Raw genomic sequence first — 18,367 nt, forward strand, 5'->3', positions numbered from 1 at the left:
ATGTGATCACAGAAATTTGCATCGAGTCCCCCAAATCTGGTTCTTTTGTCGAGATATCCCGGGCCAAGGATCTTTGTTCCTGAATTTTAATCCGCGCATTTTTGCATGCTCATCCGCGGGCCTTGCCACGGCGGTCGGGCGCATCGGCACAGGGCGGATCGGATAGCCGCCGCTCGACCGCTTCGCTGGCCGCGTGATCACGGCGGGCGACACGGGCCGAGGCGCGAAATCGGTCACGGCGTCGGGCGGCCTCAGAGCGGCGCCGACCGGTCCCGCCGGGCGAGGGCCGCGCGGGCCGTGCTCGCCTCCCAGGCCTCGTCCGGATCGCCCCCGGCCATCTCGGCCGCGGTGACCGGGACGGCTTCGAGGAGCGGGACGGAGCCGAACGGCAGATCCGGGATCGCCGCGCCGTCCGCCGCCCCGGCGAGAATCACGTACTCGAACGGCGCACACTCGGCCGGGAGGCGGCTGAACAGGATCGCGCCGTGTTTCCCCACGTCCCTCGCCACGCGATATCCGTCCGAGACGCGGTCGCCGAGGCTGATCAGGATGTTGGCCCAGAGCCGCACCCGCTCGGTCTCCGCCACCTCTCCCTGCGGCAACCGCAGGGCCACCTCGCAGGCGACGCCGTTCTCCGGGTCGGGGATGCCGGCCCAGGGCGTGGACAGACCGTCGGTGGCGAGCACCACGCCCTCGACCGCCTTATCGGCTGGGCGCAGCAGCAGGATCCGGCGATGGGGGCCGAACCACTTCGTCTGCCCGTGGATGTTGGCGTGATGATCCTGCGCGGCGTAGCCGCAGACGCGGCGGTCGCGCGCCTCCCAGAACCGGTGGCGGGCCGCGGCGGCCGCCTCGTAGGCCGGATCCTCGGGGCCGCGCGGGACGATGCCGGGATCGAACGACGTCTCCACCCGGACGCGGCCGGGCCGCCCGAGGAGAGAGAGAGGGAAGCGGTCGGCCGTCCAGCGGATCTCGACCCGGTTGAAGGGGGAGCCGCCCGCTTCGACGAGGCGGCCCACCGCCGCCTCGATGGCGGCGAAGGCGTTTCGGGGCTCGGCGTCCAGGTAATGCCCCGCCGCATCGGTGTAGCCGCCCGAGATGTCCGAATACCCCGCCTGCATCGTGGTGGCGCTCCAGGCCCCCGCGACCGCCCCCGCCGGGGCATGCCCGAGATCGGCGCGCAGGTCGCGCTCCGCATCCGCGATGCCGTAGGGCGGGCCGGTCATGCCGCGTCTCGCTCCCGTTCCGCCCGAATCAGGTGCCCCGGCCCGGCTTCTCCCGGCCGGGGCAATCGCCGAGGCGGCGCATCAGGGTCAGGATCTCGGAGGAGAGTTCGGGGTGCCGGGTGATGAGGGTTTGGATGGTGCCCGTCACGTTGTCCTTGGCGAAGTGATAGGTCAGGACGACCTTCGACTCCTTGCAATCCATGGCGAAGACGAAGCCGTCGGGCAGGTCGCGGGTCTCGCTCAGGCGGCAGGCGTCGAGAAAGCGCGGGTTCGACTGGTACTGCGCCATCGTCTCGCGACGGAACGCCTCGTAATCGGCCGAGGCAAGGCAGGCCTCGCCCTTCGCGCCCTGGCCCTGGAACCGGCTGTTGCGGCTCTCGGTCTCGTAGAGGCCCGGCACGAAGACCGGCCGCGGCGTCAGAAGCGGGGCGGCCTCAGCCGACGGCGCCTGCGCCCGGACCGGACTGCCGAGGAGAAGCGGCGCGCTCACGGCAAGGAATCGGATCGCGGGCGTCCACCGCATGTCTGCAAGCCTCTTCCGGTTCGGGCGGGCCGGAATCCGGCCGGGCGGCAGGGTCCCCGCTGCGGCGGCCGAGTCAAGCCGTCACGGCCGGGTCGAGCCGAGGCCTGAAGATGCCCTGACGCGACAGGGACCGCCCTACCCGCCGAGGAGGGTGGTGATCATGGCCGCCAGCCCGAAATAGGGGCCGATGAAGGCGATCGAGCCGCCCCATAGCAGCGCCAGCCAGCCCCAGCCGCCCATGCGCGCCCCGGCCTTGCGCAGGCGCGCCCCCCGCTCGGCGGGCGCGAACACGCCCTTGCGTCCGGCACGGCGCGCGGCGCGGGCGGCCGCCGCGATCTGGATCCGGTCCGCCCGGACCGCCGTCACGGCGGCGGTGCCCGCCCAGACGAGGAGCGCGAGGACGCCGAGGGCGATCGCCCGGCCGCCGCTCTCATCTATGGCGACGTTCGACAGGAGGAAGGAGAGCCACAGCCCCGCCAGCGCCGCGAGGGCCACGCCCCAGCGGCGATGCGCCACCGCCCAGACATGCGGCGCCAGCAGCGCGTAGGGGCAGAGGCGGCGGGGTGGCGGCATTCGCCGCCGCATCGCCTCGTAGGCCTTGAGGGCGTGCGGCGCGGATTCGAGGAAGGCGCGGGCATCGCTCGCCTGGAGCGGCAGGCGCCCGCGGGGAAAGACCGGCACCGCCACCACCGCCGGATCGCCGGGCTCGGGCGGGATCACGTCGCGCAGGATCTGGGTGGCGATGGCCGCGTCCTGCGCATCGAAGCAGGCGGCGAGAACCGCATCCTCGCGCGGCCAGCCGAAGACCGGGGCGGCCCGCAGGATCGCCGGGCGGGTGGCGGCGATGCGCTTGGCCGTGATCCGCCCATCCGGACTGCGCCAGAGGCCGAACAGCGCCCGCAGCAGCGCCGTCTCCGCCAGGGCGCGCGGCCCGGCGGGCAGCCGCCGCGCCCGCGCCAGCCACGCGTCCAGGCTGTCCGCGCCGTCGCGGAGGAAGGGTGGCAGATCCGCCTCCAGCGCGCGCGCCTCCTGCCACTCCGCCGGCCCGGCTTCGAGCGGCGCGATATCGATCACCAGGGGAACCGGCACGTCCGGCGAGGATACGGGATCCGGGGCAGCGGGCGGAGAGGCGAGGTCCCGCACGAGGAGGATCGGCGCCTCTCGCGCGGCCGGCGGGGCCGGCACATCGAGATCGCGCACCAGGGGGCGTTCCGGCGGGGGGCTCTCGGCGGCCGGGGCCGTCGGTCCGGCTTCCTCACTCACCTGCACGCGGTCGTCGATCCCCCGCGCCGCGCCGGCCGGCTCGTCCGCCGGCTCCTCGCCGCCGCCGGGCGCTTCCTCGTCCTCCGGCGACGTCTCGGCCGGGAGCCGCCGCGCCTCCGCCAGCGCGCGCTCGCGGGCGGCGAGCAAAGCCTGGAAGCCCTCGGCGTCCTCATCCGGCCGGGTGAGCTTGAGGCGGCGGGCATAGGCGCGGCGGATCGCCGACGCGTCCCGCGTCGGTTCGAGCCCGAGCAGGCCCCAGGCGCTGTCCGTCATGAGAGCGCTCAGAACCGGAAGCGGTGGTCTTCGAGGGCGTCGAGGTCGGCCGCGAAGGCCGCCCGCAGCGCCTCGGGCTCGCTGCCCGACGCCTCGGCGATCTCCCGCTCGAAGCGGGCGACGCGGCCGGCGACGTGCTGGCGCAGCTCGCCGCGAAGCTCCGCGTAGAGCGCGTCGGCGCGGGCCAGCAGCGCCCGGTTCTCCGCCTGCTCCCGCGGCGCGAGCTTGATCGCGGCAAGCGCGGCGAAGCGCGCCTCGATCTCCGCCTCGTCGAGGTTGGCGCCGTTGCGGAAGACCTGCCGGCGGCGCAGGCCGGTGGAGACCACCGCGACCTCGACCTCGAGGGCACCGTTGATGTCGTAGGTGAAGCGCACCTCGGCGGTCTCGGTGCCGGCCGGCGCCTTCGGCAGCGTCACCGGAACCTGGCCGAGCGGGATGTTGTCGTCGGGGCGCAGGCTCTCGCCCTGGAACACCTTCACCTCGATATGGTCCTGGCCGTCGTGGACCGTGGTGATGCGGTGGGCCCGGCTCACCGGCACGGCGGCGTTGCGCTCGATGATCGGCAGCATCACCTGCGTCGCCCCGGCGGTGCGGGCGTTCTCGGTGATGGCGATACCGAGGGTGAAGGGGCAGACATCGGTCATCACCACCTCCTCCAGGGCGGCGTGACGCGCCTTGAGCCCGGCCTGCACCGCTGCCCCCTGCGCCACCGCGGTGTCGGGATCGACATGGACCAGGGGCAGCCGTCCGAACAGCCGGGCGACGAGGCTGCGGATCACCGGCATCCGGGTCGCGCCGCCGACGAGGATCACACCGTCGAGATCGGCGAGCCGTTTGCCGGAATCCGACAGAGCCCGCTCCAGCGGCGCGCGCAGGCGATGCAGGAGCGGGGCGGCGGCGGCCTCCAGTCGGGCGCGGTCGAGCTGGCCGCGCCGCACCGCCTCGCCGAGCCGGATCTCGTAGGCCGCCTCCGGCGCGGCGGTGAGCCCGCGCTTGACCGCCTCGGCGACCCGCAGCAGGCGGGCGCGATCGCCCGGCGAGAGGCTGTCGGGGGCGATGCGCAGATCGTCGGCGATCACCCCCGCCAGAACGTCGGAGAAATCGTCGCCGCCGAGCGCCACGTCGCCGGCGGTGGCGCGCACCTCCATCACGCCCTCGTAGAGTTCGAGCAACGAGACGTCGAAGGTGCCGCCGCCGAGGTCGAACACGAGGACGGTGCCCTCCTGCTTGGAGGCGACCCCGTAGGCGAGCGCCGCCGCCGTCGGCTCGTTGACGAGCCGCTCCACCGGCAGGCCGGCGAGTCGCGCGGCGTCGAGGGTGGCCTTGCGCTGGATGTCGTTGAAATAGGCCGGCACCGAGATCACCGCCTCGGTCACCTCCGTGCCGAGATGCGCCTGGGCGTCGGCCTTGAGGCTCTTCAGCACCAGGGCCGACAACTCCTCCGGACGGAAGCTCTGGCCGCGGCCGAGCCGGGCGACGTGACCCGAGCCCATCCAGCGCTTGAACGAGGCGACGGTGCGCTCGGGCTCGGTGGCCAGCCGCTCCCGCGCCGCGCGGCCGACCAGCACCGTCCCGTCGGCGTCGAGGCCGACCACGGAGGGCGTCAGCGGCTCGCCCAGGGCGTTGGGGATGAGGCGCGGCCCCTCTGGCGACCAGACGGCCACCGCCGAGTTCGTGGTGCCGAGATCGATGCCGACGATCGCCATGGAGCCCCCTTCGCTTCGGGCGGCTCGCGTCGGTCCGGCGCCGCGGCCTGCCCCGCCCCGATTATAAGCCACGGCCCGCGACGATGGCGAAGGCCAGGGCCGCGGCGGGCCTGGAGCTCCCTCCGGCCCTGGAGGAAGAGGATGCGGGCGAAGGCTCCGATGACGGCCGCGTTCGGTCCGATCGGCCCTCGCCCGACGGCGCGGACGGCGGTCGGGGTCAGAACCGCAGACCGGACAGGCGCCCACGGCTGCCGGGGCCGAACACGCTCTCGATCACCGCCCAGGTCGATGGACTCAGGCCGCGGTCGCTCCGCAGTCGGCGCGGATCCGCCCGCTCGAGCCGGTCCATCTCGCCGGCGCAGCGCTGGAGCGCGCGTTCCGTCTTGGCCGTCGCCGCGCCGTGCCGCGGGCCCCTGGCCCCGTCCAGCTCGAATCGAAGGCAGGCGGCGAAATCGTCCTTCAGATTGTCGAAGGGGGCGGCCTGGGCACCCGGAGCCGTGGCCAGCAGGGCGGCCATGAGGGAGGCCGCGAGGGAAGCAACGGGCAAAACGGCGGCACGAACGAACATGGGAACGCTCCGGTCACGGTCGGCTGACGACGACAACGCGCCGGCCGGCGATTCGCCGCACCGAGGGGAGACCGGTTCGGCGAGGGCGCCGTGCTTCTATCCCGCGTCCGGCGTTTCACCCCCCCCGGTCCGCGCCGGAACAGGAAGACCTGACGCCCCTCCCCCGCCAGAGCCGCGGCCCCCTGGCGGCCGCAGATCCAGTCCCGCACCATCGCCGCGGCGGCGGGGGAGACGGCGGGCTTCCACAGCCAGATGTCGCGGGCCGCGTCGATTCCGTGCTCGTCAAACAGGGCGGCGGGCGCGTCCTCGGCCACCCCCACCGACCAGGCGGAGAAATCGGCGCCGAATTCCTTCACGTAGCTGATGAACTCGAACTTGATCTGCTGGACGCTGTAGGCGGTCATCGGGCGCCCCTCAGGCGGGGATCGGGGCGATGCGGCCGGGCGCGGTGCGGCGGGCCTGCGCCCGGGCGGCGCCCTCGCGCTTCTCCTCGGCCGACATCTCCTTGATCACCTCCTCCAGGGCGTTGAGGGCCGTACCGACGCCGTGCCCGGCGGCGAGCGAGAGCCAGGCGAAGGCCTCGACCCGGTCGCGCTCCACCCCGATGCCGTGGGCGTAGAGATGGCCGAGCCGGGCCTGGGACGGGTAGTGCCCGGCCTCGGCCGCGCTCCGGTAGAGTGCGGCGGCGCGGGCGGGGTCGGCGGGGAGCCCGTCGCCCTTGGTCAGCAGGGTGGCGAGGTTGTAGGCCGCCATCGCGTCGCCGCTGGCGGCGGCCCGCTCCAGCCAGCGCGCGCCCTCGGCCCGGTCCTGCGCCACGCCCTGGCCCATGGCCAGCATCGCCCCGACATTGGTCGCGGCGGGGCCGTGGCCCTGCTCGGCGGCGCGGCGATACCATTCGAAGGCCTGCGCCAGCGAGGCGGGCACGCCGGTCCCGCCGGCATGGAGCGCACCGAGCCAGGCCTGCGCCTCCGGGTCGCCCGCCTCGGCGAGCGGCCGGAACACGGCGAGCGCCCGGTCGTAGGCGCGGGCCTGGAACGCGGCGACGCCCTCTGCGAGGGCGTGCGCGGCGGCGAGAGGCTGGGCGGCAAGGGGCACAGCAAGGCTCATCGACGTCTCCAAAAAAATCAGCAGCCGCGGCCCTGGGCCGTGGCGTAGAGGGGTTGGGTGTCCGTGGCGGCGGGCCGGGCCCGCACGCGGGCGGCGAGGTTGGCCTGGAGCCAGAGACCTGCGGCGTTGGTCGCAAGGGCCTCATCGGCGTCCGACCGCGAGAGCGCCGCCTGCGCGGCGACCGCCGGCGCCATCCGGGCGGCGATCTCGGCGAGCCACGCGTCCCAAGAGGCTTCGAGCCAAGAGGCTTCGAAATTGGGCGTCGCCGTCCCCTCCGGGCCGAGCAACCCGATCCGCAGCAGCGTCTGGCCGAGGGCCGTCGGCTGCAGCATCACGGCGCAGGTCTCGCCCCGTGCCTCGATCAAGACGAGGTTGGGGAAGTGGAGGGCAAGGGAAGCGGCCTCCCCGGTGGCAAGCCGCCCGCTCAGGTGCAAGCTCTCCGGCGCTTCCGCGCAGCCATCGCCTTCGGCCAGAGCCTGCGCCGCGAGCTTCCAGTTGGCGGCGTATTCCGCCCGCCGGGTTTCGCCGGCGAGCGCCACCAAGCCGTCGGGCGCGGCCTCGGGCGGGGCTGCCCCCGGGTCGAGGTTGATCCGCACCAGCGGCCCCCAGGCGCGGGCGGCGACCGGCAGCAGCCGCTCCGGACGTAAGCCCAGATACTGGTGCATCGCCGGCGTCGGCCCCTCGGCTCCCGCCGGAAGCACGGCCCCGTCGCGGCTGTAGCCGCAGGCGGTGAAGGAGCAGCGGGTCTTGGTGCCGGTGCGGCATTGCAGCGGCACCGCGCGGCAGCCGCCGTGCTGGGCCTTGTTGAAGCGCCCGACGAGGCCGCCATCAGCCCCGCGCTGGACATGGAGGCCGTGATGGCCGGCGGTGAAGGGCAGGAGGTCGCCGGGCGCCGGAATCTCGGCGCCGAGGCCGATGGCGAGCCAGGAGCGGGTCCAGACCGCGTCGTCCTCCAGTTCGGCGAAGGCGAGCGCCCGGTAGGCCGCCGGCGGCAGCAGGCGCGGCGCGGCCGGGTCGAGGCCGGCGGCGAAGAAGGCCGGATCGGCGAGGTCGAGCCCCTCGGCGTGGTGGCCGAGATCGGGGCGGTCCGGCACGAAGCCGGCGGACGCGATAGCGAGGACCATGAACGCCTCTCACGCTTCTCGAAAGGGGGCCGGTGGCAGCGCACAGGGGGCTGACGGCGCTGCCACCGGGGCTCCGCCCGAGGAAGGCGAGGACGGAGCGTCGGAACGGTCCCCGCCGTGGCGGGGACCATCGGGGTCTCAGGCCGGCAGCGGCTCGCCGCGCTCCTTGCGGCTGCGGTGCTCCATCGGGGTCGGGTCGTAATCGGCCCGGCCGCGATGCTTGAACGCGCTCTCGGGCGGGGCCGGCAGGGGCCCGTCCATGGCGAAGCGGTCGAGCACGTTCTTGGTCAGCCGCGAGATGTTGTTGTCGCAGTTGTTCCAGGGCAGCGAGCCGCAATAGGCGATCGAGGAGAAGGCGAAGCAAGCACCGCCGTTCGGGGTCTCGTGGTAGGCGATGTCGCCACGCACCCGCGGATGGGTGGTGCCGTCGAGACCCTGCTGGTTGAAGCCGAAATCCTCCATGACGAGGAGGTAGGCCTCGGTGTGCCGCCCGGCCGAGGTCGCCACCGTCAGGGTGTGCGGGGGCGAGCCCAGCATCGTGTCGACGATGTCGAGTTCGAGGCCCGCCGCGCCGCCGCCGACGAGACCGAAATTGCCGAGTTTTTCGTCGTAATCGATGCCCTCGAAGGCCCAGGCGACGCGCTGGTCCAGGCTGTCCGGCGTGCGCGAAAAATAGCTCGAGACGTCGAAGCCCTCGGACGACATGCCGACGCCGGCCACCGAGTGCAGGTAGCGCCCGCGGAAGCGCCACATCCCGCCGAGCTCGCCCGTGCCCTGGTGGTAGTACTCGCCCGGATCGGCCCGCCAGGTGCGGATGCCGGATTCGCAGCGGCGCATCTCGGTGACGACGCCGCGGCCCTTGTCCTCGTAGCCGGGATGGTACGAGTGGACCCAGTACCACGCGTCAGCGCCCATATACATCAGCCGGCCGCCGCGCTGGGTGTAGTTGTGGAGCGCATCGAGCTGGGTGCCGGAATTGTGCTCCGGGTGCGAGCCGGTGATGATGACGTTGTAGTTCTCGATGCGCGCCAGCCCGTCGTAGGTGATGTCCTCGTCGGTGAAGACGTCGTACTCGTAGCCCATCGTCTCCAGCCAGTAGATCAGGTGGAGGTCGGCCGGGTATTGCCACGGCGCCTGGGCGAGGAAGTGGTCGTATTTCGGCCGGATCGACAGGATCGGCCGCAGGCGCGACGAGATCGAGATGCCGGTGCCGTCGGTGTGGGTGTCGTAGATCGAGCCGCCGTATTCGCGGTGCTCGGACAGGAACATGTTCTGCTGCTGCATGATCGGCACGCGGTAGACGAACAGTTCCGCCCCGCCCGCGTTGCAGGCCACGTGCTCGTTGGCATAGGCCATGTAGCTGATGGTCGGCACCATCACCGCGATCTTGGCGGTCTCCTGGCCGATGCGTGGCACCACCCAGAACGGGATGAACTCCTCGTCGCCCTCGGCCGTGGTCAGCTTGGCGGCGTAGAAGCGGCTCTTCACGCCGGTCTCCGGCACGCTCCAAGTGAAGTCGGAGGTCCAGCGGGCGTCGTCGACGTCGTCGTCGTGGAAGCTGATGGCACCGTATTCCTGCGGGGCGTGCTTCCAGTCGAAGTTCTGGCCCGACCAGTTGTAGCCGGTCATGCCGCGGTTGGGGCAGTTCACCAGCGTGGCGTCGAAGCGATACGGCCCCTCGTCCTTGGCGGTCAGGGTGTCGATGCCGACGGAGAAATTCCAGGCGGCGACGATGCATTCGGAGAGCTTGCCGGTCGGGCCGGCATTGCGCCGTTCGGTCAGGCCGGGCTGGGCGCCGGCCTTCATCATCTCGATCTCGGCGCGCGAGAGCGCCCGGTTGCAGATGCGCGGGCTGTCGAGCTTGCCGTTATACTTGCCGGCAAAGACCACGCCGGCCGGCTTCGAGGAGGCGGCGAGCGGATCCTCGGGCGTCAGTCGCTCGACATAGGCGCCGAGCGCGACGGGCACGGGGGCGTGGGCGATCGCGACCTTCAGGCTCGCCTCGACCGGCTCGATCTCGGGATCTAGGGCGTAGACCACCTGCGGCTCGTGGATCAGCGTCACGAGGCCGGTGGCGGCGTCGAAGGTCGCGGCGCAGAAATGCCAGGCATGGTCGCGGATCGGCACGCCGGTGGTGATCCGGTGCTCGTTGATGCGCAGCTCCAGGCAGCCCTCCTCGTTGATGAAGAGGCCGTAGCCGCACTCGTTCGACCATTTGGTCACCAGCCCTTGCGGGCCGTGCTTCCAGTAGCGCGGATGGGTTTTTGGCGCGGTCGGCCAGATCCAGCACTGGAGCGTGAAGCTCTCGACGTGGAACGGCTTGGCATCCGGCACGTAGCCGTAGGAGCCGCCGTGGATGATCTGCTTCCGGCCCGCATAGGTGCCGTTGACCGCCGCATCGACCGGCTTGTCGATGTAGCCCGGACCGCGCGGGTTGGTGTCGCCGTTGATCATCTGGACGATCTCGACCTTGTACTCGGACGGACCGTCGCAATTGACGTAAAACTGGATCGTATCGCCGGGGTGAACGCCGAATTTGTCGGCGTAGCCGGTCAGCCTCATGGTGGTCATCGGGTCAATCCTTTGGGGAGCGTCTCTGGTCCACGCCCGTCCGTGCGCGTCCTCGCGCGCGGGGAGCCGGGAGGCGCGTCACGGCCTCCCGCTGATCGACGTGTCTTGCGAAAAGTCCGGCCGCCTCAGGTGATCGGCCAGTTGTCGTCCTTGCGCTTCCAGCCCTCGTGATAGTCTTCCGGGAAGCCGTAGCTGTCGGAGAGTTCGTCGAGGCGCATCAGGAAGATGTCGTGCTGGATCTCCTGCTCGTCGGTGTAGATCTTGTCGCCGACGAATTCGGGGGGCACGCCGCGGATGCCGGAAAGCCGGGCGATGCGCCACTCGGCATCGACCTTGGTGCAGATCACGATCAGCTTGCCCTTCGGGCTCTCGCCGCGCATGCGCAGCAGCACCCGCTTGAGCACCGGATCGGCGTGGACGCCGCCGGTCACCACGGTGGTGTCGCCGGGCGTCTCGCACAGCAGCACCGAGTTGCCGGCGACCCCCTTCATCGAGTCCATGCAGGCCTTGTGCGCGTCGATCAGGCGCTGGCGCTCGGGCGTGCCCTTCTTCGGGATCGGTTCCATCGTCGTCGCTCCTCGTGGATCCCGGCCGCGCCGTTGCGGCGGGAGATGGTTGCGGGCGCGCACGCGCTGCCGGTGCGATCCGGCGAGCGGCCCATTTCGGCGGAGCCGCGATGCCCCGCTGAGAAGTTGATATCCGGGCAAGTCAATCCATTGTATTCGCAAGCAGTGCTTCGAATACTTCGCCCGTCTTTGTTGTTCTGATTTAAGACGCTTCCAGCCTATCGGTCAAGCAAGTTTTTCTTGTCAGGAAACGTTTTTTACGCTGAACGCGAAAGATGTCCCCGTCGTCGCGCGGCTCGGCGAAGCGTTCCGGCAACGCGCCCCGTCCAGGCAGAACGCATCCCGGACGGCTTGCGCCTCGCCCGAGGCGCTCAGATCGTCATGTGCCGCTCGATCAGCTCGTCGGTCATCTCGCCGATCGGCCCGCGGGCGACGATGCGGCCGTTCTCCATCATCAGGAAGGCGTCGCCGAGCTTGCGCGCGACCTTGATGTGCTGCTCGGTGAGGATCAGCGTGATGCCGAACTCCTTGTTGAGCCGCCCCAGCGTCTGGCCGATCTCGGCGACGATGTTGGGCTGGATGCCCTCGGTCGGCTCGTCGAGGAGCAGGATGCGGGGGTTGGTGGCGAGCGCCCGGGCGATGGCGAGCTGCTGCTGCTGGCCGCCCGAGAGCAGGCCCGCCTTCCGGTGCAGGTTCTGCGCGAGATAAGGGAACAGGGTCAGGCACAGCTCCGGCACGTCTTGGCGCCCGTCGGTGCGGGCGAAGGTGCCGAGCAGGATGTTCTCCTTGACCGTGAAGTGCGGCAGGATCTGGCGCCCCTGCGGGATGTAGCCGAGGCCGTACTTCGCCCGCACATGGGTCGGCGCCTTGCCGATGGGATCGCCGTCGATCCGGATCTCGCCGGAGGTCCGGTCGGTCAGGCCCATGATGGTGCGCAGGAGCGTGGTCTTGCCGACGCCATTGCGCCCGAGCACGCACAGGCACTGCCCCTCGGGCAGGCCGAGGCCGATCTCCTTCAAGATCGGCGTCTTGCCGTAGTAGGAGGTCACGCGGTCGAGATCGAGCAGCATCGTCAGACCTCCGGCTCGCCGAGATAGACCTCGCGCACCCGCGGATCGTTCTCGATGTCGCTGAGCTTTCCCTGCGCCAGGAAGGCGCCCATGTGCATCACCGTCACCACGTCGGCGATCTGCCGGACGAAGCCCATGTCGTGCTCGACCACGATCAGGGTGTTGGTGCGCTTGAGTTCGTTGAGGAAGACGATGGTCTTCTCGATCTCGGACTCGGTCATGCCCGCGACCGGCTCATCGAGAAGCAGGATCGCCGGGTTCTGCATCAGCACCATGCCGATCTCGAGCCACTGCGTCTCGCCGTGGGAGAGGAAGCCCGCCTCGACGTCGAGACGATCCTTGAGGCCGGTCAAGGTCGCCACCTCGTCGAGCTTGGCCGAGAAGCCGGCCGGGCGCCGCCGCAGCATGTTGCGGAACGGGTTGACCTCGCGGGAATAGGCCACCTCGAAGTTCTGGCGCACGCTGAGTTCGCGGAACACCGCCGGCACCTGGAATTTGCGGCCGATGCCGCGCTGGGCGATCTCGTGCTCGCTCAGAGCGGTGATGTCGTCGCCGCGCAGGACGATGGAGCCGGAGGTCGGCTTCTGGCGCCCGGTGATGAGATCCATCGTGGTGGTCTTGCCGGCCCCGTTGGGGCCGACGAGGCAGCACAGGGTGAGTTCGGTCACGTCGAGGCTGAAGCCGTTGATGACCTTGGTGCCGCCGAAGCTCTTGTGCAGGTCGCGGATTTCGAGAACGCCCATCATCCTCTCCCTTACTCGCCCGCCGCCGGGGCGCCGGAGATCGCGTGCGGCAGGTCGGGGCGGGCGTGCTTGCCCGGCTGGCGCGCGAGCGCGCCGAGCACCTTCTCGAGAAGGCCCGCCAGCCCCTTGGGCAGGAAGCGCACGACCACGATGAAGAAGGCGCCGAGAACGAGCAGCCAGGTCGCGAGGAACTGGTCGCCGAGATAGCTCTGGCCGCCCTGGATCAGGAAGGCGCCGAGGATCGCGCCGAGCAGCGACAGGCGTCCGCCGATCCCGGCCCAGATCACCATGCCGATGCTGAAGGTGGTGTCGAGCTGGGCCGGCGAGACGTACTGGATCAGAATCACCCAGAGGCAGCCGGCCATCGCGGCGATGAAGCCGGAGATCGCGTAGATGCAGGTCTCATAGAGGGCGACGTTGTAGCCGAGGAAGCGCACCCGCTCGGGGTCGCCGCGGAGCGCTTGGACCACGAGGCCGAACTTGCTCTGCGTCAGCAGCTTGGCGCCGACCGTGACGGCGATGAGCCCGCCGCAGACGATCCAGTAGGCGGTCGGGCCGTAGGGGTCGATGTCGGTGCCGAACACGGAGAGTGGCGAAGGGGGCGAGATGCCGTTGGCGCCGTTGGTGTAGGGCTGCATGTCGAGGATCAGCGTGGCGAAGGCCGAGAGCATCGCCAGCGACATGATCGCGAAGAACGGTCCCGAGACCCGGGCGCGGAACATCAGCGTGCCGAACACGACGTAGAACAACGTCGGCACGATCAGCGCCAGCAGGATGCCGCCGCCGGTGCTCCAGAACGGCTGCCAGAACCAGGGCAGATGCTCCAGGCTGTTGTTGAGCATGAAGGGCGGGATCGGGTTCGAGTCCGGATCCTGCGACTGCATCTGCATGGTCATGGCCATGCCGTAGGCGGCGAGCCCGAAGGCGATGCCCTGGCCGAGATTGAGGATGCCGCCGAAGCCCCAGCACAGGCTGATCGACAGGGCGAGCATCCCGTAGATGCCGTAGACGGCGAACTGGTTGAGCAGGAAGCCGTCGGAGACGAAGGCCGGGATCAGGGCAATGCTCACGAAGAACAGTCCGTAGACCGCCCATTGCGCCGGCTTGCTGTGATAGAGATTGCGCGTCGTCATCTGCGGGTGAGACTCTTCTGACGGGCAGGGGGAAGGGTGAAGCCGAAGTGGCTTCACCGGCGGCCTTTGGCGACGGCGAAGAGGCCGCGCGGGCGGAAGCGCAGGAAGACGACGATCAGCACGTAGAGGAGGAAGCGCGCGAAGGTGTCGTTGGTCATGAAGGCGAAGACCGACTGGAGTTCGCCCGTCAGACCCGCCGCCGCGACGCTGCCCATCAGCGTGCCGCCGCCGACCACCACCACGAGGAAGGCCTGCACCACGTAGGCCGTGCCCATGGTCGGCAGCACGATGGCGAGTACGCCGAACAGCGAGCCGGCGACGCCGGCAAGCCCCGCGCCCAGCGCGAAGGTCGTCATGTAGACCCGGTCGGCGTTGATGCCGAAGGAGGCGGCCATCTCCTTGTTCTGCATCACCGCGCGCACCTGCATGCCGAAGCGGGTGCGGTAGAACAGCCAGGCGGTCGCCGCGACGATGAGCGCGGTGATGGCGAGCACCACGAGACGGAACACCGACAGGCTGGCGAAGCCCACCTCGACGTTGCTCTGGAAGATCTCCGGCACGGCGATGTATTTCGGATCCGAGCCGAAGATCAGCCGCACGCCCTGCATCAAGACCAGCGACACGCCCCAGGTGGCGAGCAGGGTGTCGAGCGGGCGGTTGTAGAGGTAGCGGATCAGCCCGCGCTCGATGATGAGCCCGACGAGCGCCACCACGGCGAAGGAGGCGGGCAGGCAGAGCAGGAACGGCAGGCCGAGGGAGCTCTGCAGGGCGTAGGAGGTGTAGGCGCCCAGCATGATGAACTCGCCATGGGCCATGTTGATGACCCCGACGGTGCCGTAGATGATCGTGAGGCCGATCGCGGCGATGAGCCAGATGCTGGCGATGCTGAGCCCCAGCACCAGGGCGTTGGCGAACGGAGCGATGTCGAGGGACGTCACGGGACCTCCGTGAATGCGAAGGCCCGGCCGCGCGGATCCGCGGCCGGAGCGGGGGCGCGGGAATCCGTCAGATGACGTTCTTGCGGCTCTTGCCGTCGGGGGCCACGAGGCCCGTGGCGGTGCATTTTCCGGCATTCGGGTAGATCGAGTACGGATCGGGCGCGACGTGTTCTTTCGCTTCCGAGACGATCTTGAAGCTGCCGTCCGCCTGGCACTGGCCGATCTTGGGCTTGAGCCAGGAGTTGAAGTTGTCGCCGTCGATCCAGATCAGGCCTTCCGGCGAGACGTCGTCCTCGACCCGCACGCCGCCGCTGACATCGCGGATCATGCGCGAGGTGACCTCCTCGATGTTGCCGGTCTTCTTGAGCGCGGCTTCGAGCCCGGCCTTGAACACGTAGGCCGAGAGATAGGTCTCCTCCATGTTGTAGTGGGTGGAGCCGTTCTTGCCGTACTTGCTCTTGAGGAAGTTCTCAACGAACTTCTGGTTGGTCGGGTTCTCGAGCGACTGGAAATAGGGCGCCGACAGGAAGTGCCCGGCGCCGAATTCGGGGCCCATCGCCTTGGTCTCGATCTCACCGGTGGTGAGCGAGGCGATCGGCATGGAATCGGCCTTGAAGCCCTCCTGCTTGAACTGCTTGTGGAAGGCGATGTCGGAGGCGCCGACCACGGTCGAGAAGATGAAGTTCGGCTTGGCGTCTCGGATCTTGCCGAGCACGGGGCCGAACTCGGAGCTGCCGAGGGGGATGTATTCCTCGCCCACCAGCTCGCCGCCGGCCTCTTGGAGCCAGATCTTGGCGTTCTTGTTCGACTCCTTCGGCCAGACGTAGTTCGAGCCGACGAAGAAGACCTTCTTGCCGAAGTTCTTGACCATGTAGGGGATCAGGTCCTTCGAGTGCTGGTTGGCCAGCGGACCCGTGCAGATCGTGTTCTGGGTGCATTCCGCACCCTCGTAGCAGGTCGGATAGTAGAGCAGGCTGTTCTGCGACATCACCACCGGCAGGATCGCCTTGCGGCTGGCCGAGGTGTAGCAGCCGAACAGCGCGATCACCTTCTCGCGGATGATGAGTTCCTTGGCCTTCTCCGAGTAGACGTTGAAGTCCGACTTGGCATCGACGATCACCGGCTGGATCGGATGCCCGGCGATACCGCCGCTCTTGTTGATCTCGTCGATGGCGTACTGCATCACGAGCGTGGAATCCTCTTCCGGCACCGCGAGCTGGCCGGTGAGGGAGAACAGCAGGCCGACCTTGATCGGCTCCCCCTTCTTGAGCGTCGCGCCCCAGGCCTCGCGGGCCGTCGGCAGCCAAAGGTGCGGCGCAGCGATGGCTGCCGCGGCGAGCGAAGACTGCTTCAAGAGCTTGCGACGCGTGAGGTCCATGTCGATCCCCTTAATTGCTGTGCAATTGCCTGGTTTTTGAGCGGATACTCGACTCACTGCTCAAGAAGTAAATCTTGTTTCTTCCAGAGAAACGCTACGGCGCTCTTTTACGTTGCGTCAAGAGCGCATTTCTCCTGAGGACACATTTTTTCTTCGGGGCAACGATCGGCGGAGCGCATCGCGCGTCCCAGGCCGCGGCGTGGCCCGCTTGCAAGCACGATGCCGCAAATTCCAAAAAGTCCAAATTAGCAGTTGACCGTATGGGAAACTCAGTGCCAGCCTAGTAGAGCCAGGGATGAGTGGTCAAAAATTACGCAAAAGCGCGAGCTTTGATCACATTGCAAAAGATTCGAACCGGCCGGCCGCTTTTGACGGCTTCTGCCGGAATTTCGGGCGAAAACCAGAAATCGGCCATCGGCTGTTGCACGCCCTTTGCGAGGCGCGCGGCAGCACCGCCGCCGCGGAGACCGCCGGATTGTGCGTCGCACAACCCAGCACCTCCAAAGGTGAGCGAAGACTAGATCACAACGGGTACAGTTAAGGGGATGACGTGATGCGCGGCGGTGGATACGGGAAGGAACCGGGGACGACCCGCTCGGACCGGCGGGGACGGTCGAAGGGATGGGCGGCCGGCGCGCTGGCGGGCGCGCTGGTGCTCGGCTCGCAAGTGGGCGCGCTGGCGCAGCAGCCCTCCCCGGTGGGCCAGTTCAACGATCAGACGCAGCCGCGCACCGATCCCAACATCGCCGCCAAACCCGCCGACCCCGTCCGCGTCGGCCCGCTCGCCCCCTGGGCCACCGACATGGCCGCCCGCGGGCTCACCTTCGACATCAACATCTACGACTTCTACCAGGCCAACCCATCGGCCGGCCTGCGCACCGGCGAGCAGTCCAACTCCGCCTACTTCGTCCTCTCCATGTCCGCCGACATGCAGAAGCTCGCCAACATCGCAGGCGGCACCATCAAGTTCACCCAGACCTTCTTCGGTCTCGTGCGCAACCTCAACATGGCCGCCGATATCGGCGACACCACCGTCGGCTACCAGCCGCCCTACAACCCCAACTCCAACCGCCTCTCGCTGCTCACCTACGAGCAGAAGCTCCTCGATGACCGCCTCGTCATCGAGTTCGGCCGCACCCACCCAGATCGCTACTACGGCCTGCCGCCGTGCAACTCGATCAACTCCTGCTTCCAGGACCTGTTCTACATCAACGCCGGCTTCACCTCGCCGCTCTACGCCGTCTGGGGGGCGAATGCCGCCTACCAGCTCTCGCCCACCACCTACATCCAGGCCGGCGCCTTCTCGGTGAACCCCGGTACCAACGCGCTGTCCGGCTACGACTGGGGCTACGAGCGCCTCTCGGGCGCGCTCGTCATGACCGAGATCGGCTACAAGACCGACTACACCATGACCGCCTATCCGGGACGCGCCTCGCTCACCGGCTTCGTCAACACCGCCGACCACGACGACAACTTCAAGACGGTGTTCGGCACCTCGCGCGGCCTCAACCCCGGCACCCCGGCGCTGCAGAAGACGGGCACGTCCGGCCTCGTGCTCACCGGCACGCAGACGGTCTGGCGCGCCGATGGCGGGCTGGTGGCCAACCCGCACCCGACGGCGATCTCGCTCTATACCGGCACGGGCTATTCCTTCGACCCGACGGTGCCGATCCGCTTCAACTCCTTCGTCGGCGTGCTGCTGCAGGCGCCCGACCAGAGCCGGCCGAACGACACCTTCGGCCTGAAGATGAACTGGCAGCGCCTGTCGGAGAACTACACGCAGTTCCTGTCGGACGCGAACTTCATCTCCGGCGGCTCGGGCGCGCCGTACGCGCGCGACAAGTTCATCTTTGAGGCCAACGCGCATCTCGACGTCGGCGCGGGCGTGATCGTCGAGCCGGTGGTGCAGTACGTGGTCAACCCGAACTCGTTCTGGAACCCCTACACCGCCCGCCGCGCCAAGGACGGCTTCTACGGCGGCTTCACCCTCGTCGTTCCCCTCGGAACACTCCTCGGCCTCGCCCCAGGCTAGAGCGCATTCCGACGAAGTGGTCACCGGTTCGTCGAAAGAAGGCGCGCCAAAACAATGAGCTAGAGACGCCGGCCTGATGCAATCAGGTCAGATACGGCTCTAGGGAAGCCGTTGCCCGCCCGGCCCTCCCGGTCCCCCGACCGGGA

Annotated in this window: 16 protein-coding genes; 1 reads left to right on the forward strand and 15 read right to left on the reverse strand. The window is 69.3% G+C overall.

All coding sequences use genetic code 11. The annotated features are described in order from the left end of the window. Window positions 1-251: 251 nt before the first annotated feature. The 15 genes from MPPM_RS06205 to MPPM_RS06275 form a co-directional block, all read right to left on the reverse strand. Window positions 252-1,226, reverse strand: coding sequence for a hypothetical protein (locus tag MPPM_RS06205; protein ID WP_096484301.1), 975 nt, complete (start codon window positions 1,224-1,226; stop codon window positions 252-254). A 28-nt stretch (window positions 1,227-1,254) separates the two neighbouring features. Further along, the gene (locus MPPM_RS06210) at window positions 1,255-1,749 is read right to left on the reverse strand and encodes a DUF3617 domain-containing protein (RefSeq protein WP_096484302.1); all 495 of its coding nucleotides are present in this window, start codon (window positions 1,747-1,749) and stop codon (window positions 1,255-1,257) included. A 135-nt stretch (window positions 1,750-1,884) separates the two neighbouring features. Beyond that, window positions 1,885-3,285: a hypothetical protein gene (locus MPPM_RS06215; RefSeq protein WP_096484303.1), complete on the reverse strand. Its 1,401-nt coding sequence runs from the start codon at window positions 3,283-3,285 to the stop codon at window positions 1,885-1,887. A gap of 8 nt (window positions 3,286-3,293) precedes the next feature. Continuing rightward, a complete protein-coding gene (locus tag MPPM_RS06220; RefSeq protein ID WP_096484304.1) occupies window positions 3,294-4,991 on the reverse strand; it encodes an Hsp70 family protein in 1,698 nt (565 codons plus the stop codon). A gap of 217 nt (window positions 4,992-5,208) precedes the next feature. Further along, window positions 5,209-5,508 (reverse strand): hypothetical protein, encoded by a 300-nt coding sequence (locus MPPM_RS06225; RefSeq protein ID WP_244573482.1) that lies wholly within the window; start codon window positions 5,506-5,508, stop codon window positions 5,209-5,211. After that, window positions 5,451-5,963 (reverse strand): hypothetical protein, encoded by a 513-nt coding sequence (locus MPPM_RS28805; protein WP_244573483.1) that lies wholly within the window; start codon window positions 5,961-5,963, stop codon window positions 5,451-5,453. Before MPPM_RS28805 ends, MPPM_RS06225 begins: the two co-directional genes overlap by 58 nt. A 10-nt stretch (window positions 5,964-5,973) precedes the next feature. Beyond that, on the reverse strand, window positions 5,974-6,666 hold the full coding sequence (locus MPPM_RS06235; RefSeq protein WP_096484306.1) for a tetratricopeptide repeat protein: 693 nt from the start codon (window positions 6,664-6,666) through the stop codon (window positions 5,974-5,976). 17 nt (window positions 6,667-6,683) lie between these two features. Continuing rightward, a complete protein-coding gene (locus MPPM_RS06240; RefSeq protein ID WP_096484307.1) occupies window positions 6,684-7,790 on the reverse strand; it encodes a Rieske (2Fe-2S) protein in 1,107 nt (368 codons plus the stop codon). 138 nt (window positions 7,791-7,928) lie between these two features. Beyond that, a complete protein-coding gene (locus MPPM_RS06245) occupies window positions 7,929-10,361 on the reverse strand; it encodes a N,N-dimethylformamidase beta subunit family domain-containing protein (RefSeq protein WP_096484308.1) in 2,433 nt (810 codons plus the stop codon). Window positions 10,362-10,486: 125 nt separating this feature from the next. Next, the gene (locus tag MPPM_RS06250; RefSeq protein WP_096484309.1) at window positions 10,487-10,927 is read right to left on the reverse strand and encodes a N,N-dimethylformamidase alpha subunit family protein; all 441 of its coding nucleotides are present in this window, start codon (window positions 10,925-10,927) and stop codon (window positions 10,487-10,489) included. Window positions 10,928-11,298: 371 nt separating this feature from the next. Further along, complete coding sequence (urtE, locus tag MPPM_RS06255; protein ID WP_096484310.1) at window positions 11,299-11,997, reverse strand: urea ABC transporter ATP-binding subunit UrtE; 699 nt, start codon at window positions 11,995-11,997, stop codon at window positions 11,299-11,301. 2 nt (window positions 11,998-11,999) lie between these two features. Further along, window positions 12,000-12,740, reverse strand: coding sequence for an urea ABC transporter ATP-binding protein UrtD (gene urtD / locus MPPM_RS06260; protein ID WP_096484311.1), 741 nt, complete (start codon window positions 12,738-12,740; stop codon window positions 12,000-12,002). 11 nt (window positions 12,741-12,751) lie between these two features. Continuing rightward, window positions 12,752-13,873 (reverse strand): urea ABC transporter permease subunit UrtC, encoded by a 1,122-nt coding sequence (gene urtC, locus MPPM_RS06265; RefSeq protein ID WP_096484312.1) that lies wholly within the window; start codon window positions 13,871-13,873, stop codon window positions 12,752-12,754. 53 nt (window positions 13,874-13,926) lie between these two features. Continuing rightward, window positions 13,927-14,811 (reverse strand): urea ABC transporter permease subunit UrtB, encoded by an 885-nt coding sequence (urtB, locus tag MPPM_RS06270; protein WP_096484313.1) that lies wholly within the window; start codon window positions 14,809-14,811, stop codon window positions 13,927-13,929. A gap of 67 nt (window positions 14,812-14,878) precedes the next feature. Beyond that, entirely contained in the window at window positions 14,879-16,189 is a 1,311-nt protein-coding gene (locus MPPM_RS06275; RefSeq protein WP_096484314.1) for a transporter substrate-binding domain-containing protein, read from the reverse strand. A gap of 553 nt (window positions 16,190-16,742) precedes the next feature. Here MPPM_RS06275 and MPPM_RS06280 point away from each other — a divergent pair. Beyond that, window positions 16,743-18,221 (forward strand): carbohydrate porin, encoded by a 1,479-nt coding sequence (locus tag MPPM_RS06280; protein ID WP_173807885.1) that lies wholly within the window; start codon window positions 16,743-16,745, stop codon window positions 18,219-18,221. Window positions 18,222-18,367: the final 146 nt, after the last annotated feature.

The organism is Methylorubrum populi, from assembly GCF_002355515.1.
GTDB classification, from domain to species: domain Bacteria; phylum Pseudomonadota; class Alphaproteobacteria; order Rhizobiales; family Beijerinckiaceae; genus Methylobacterium; species Methylobacterium populi_A.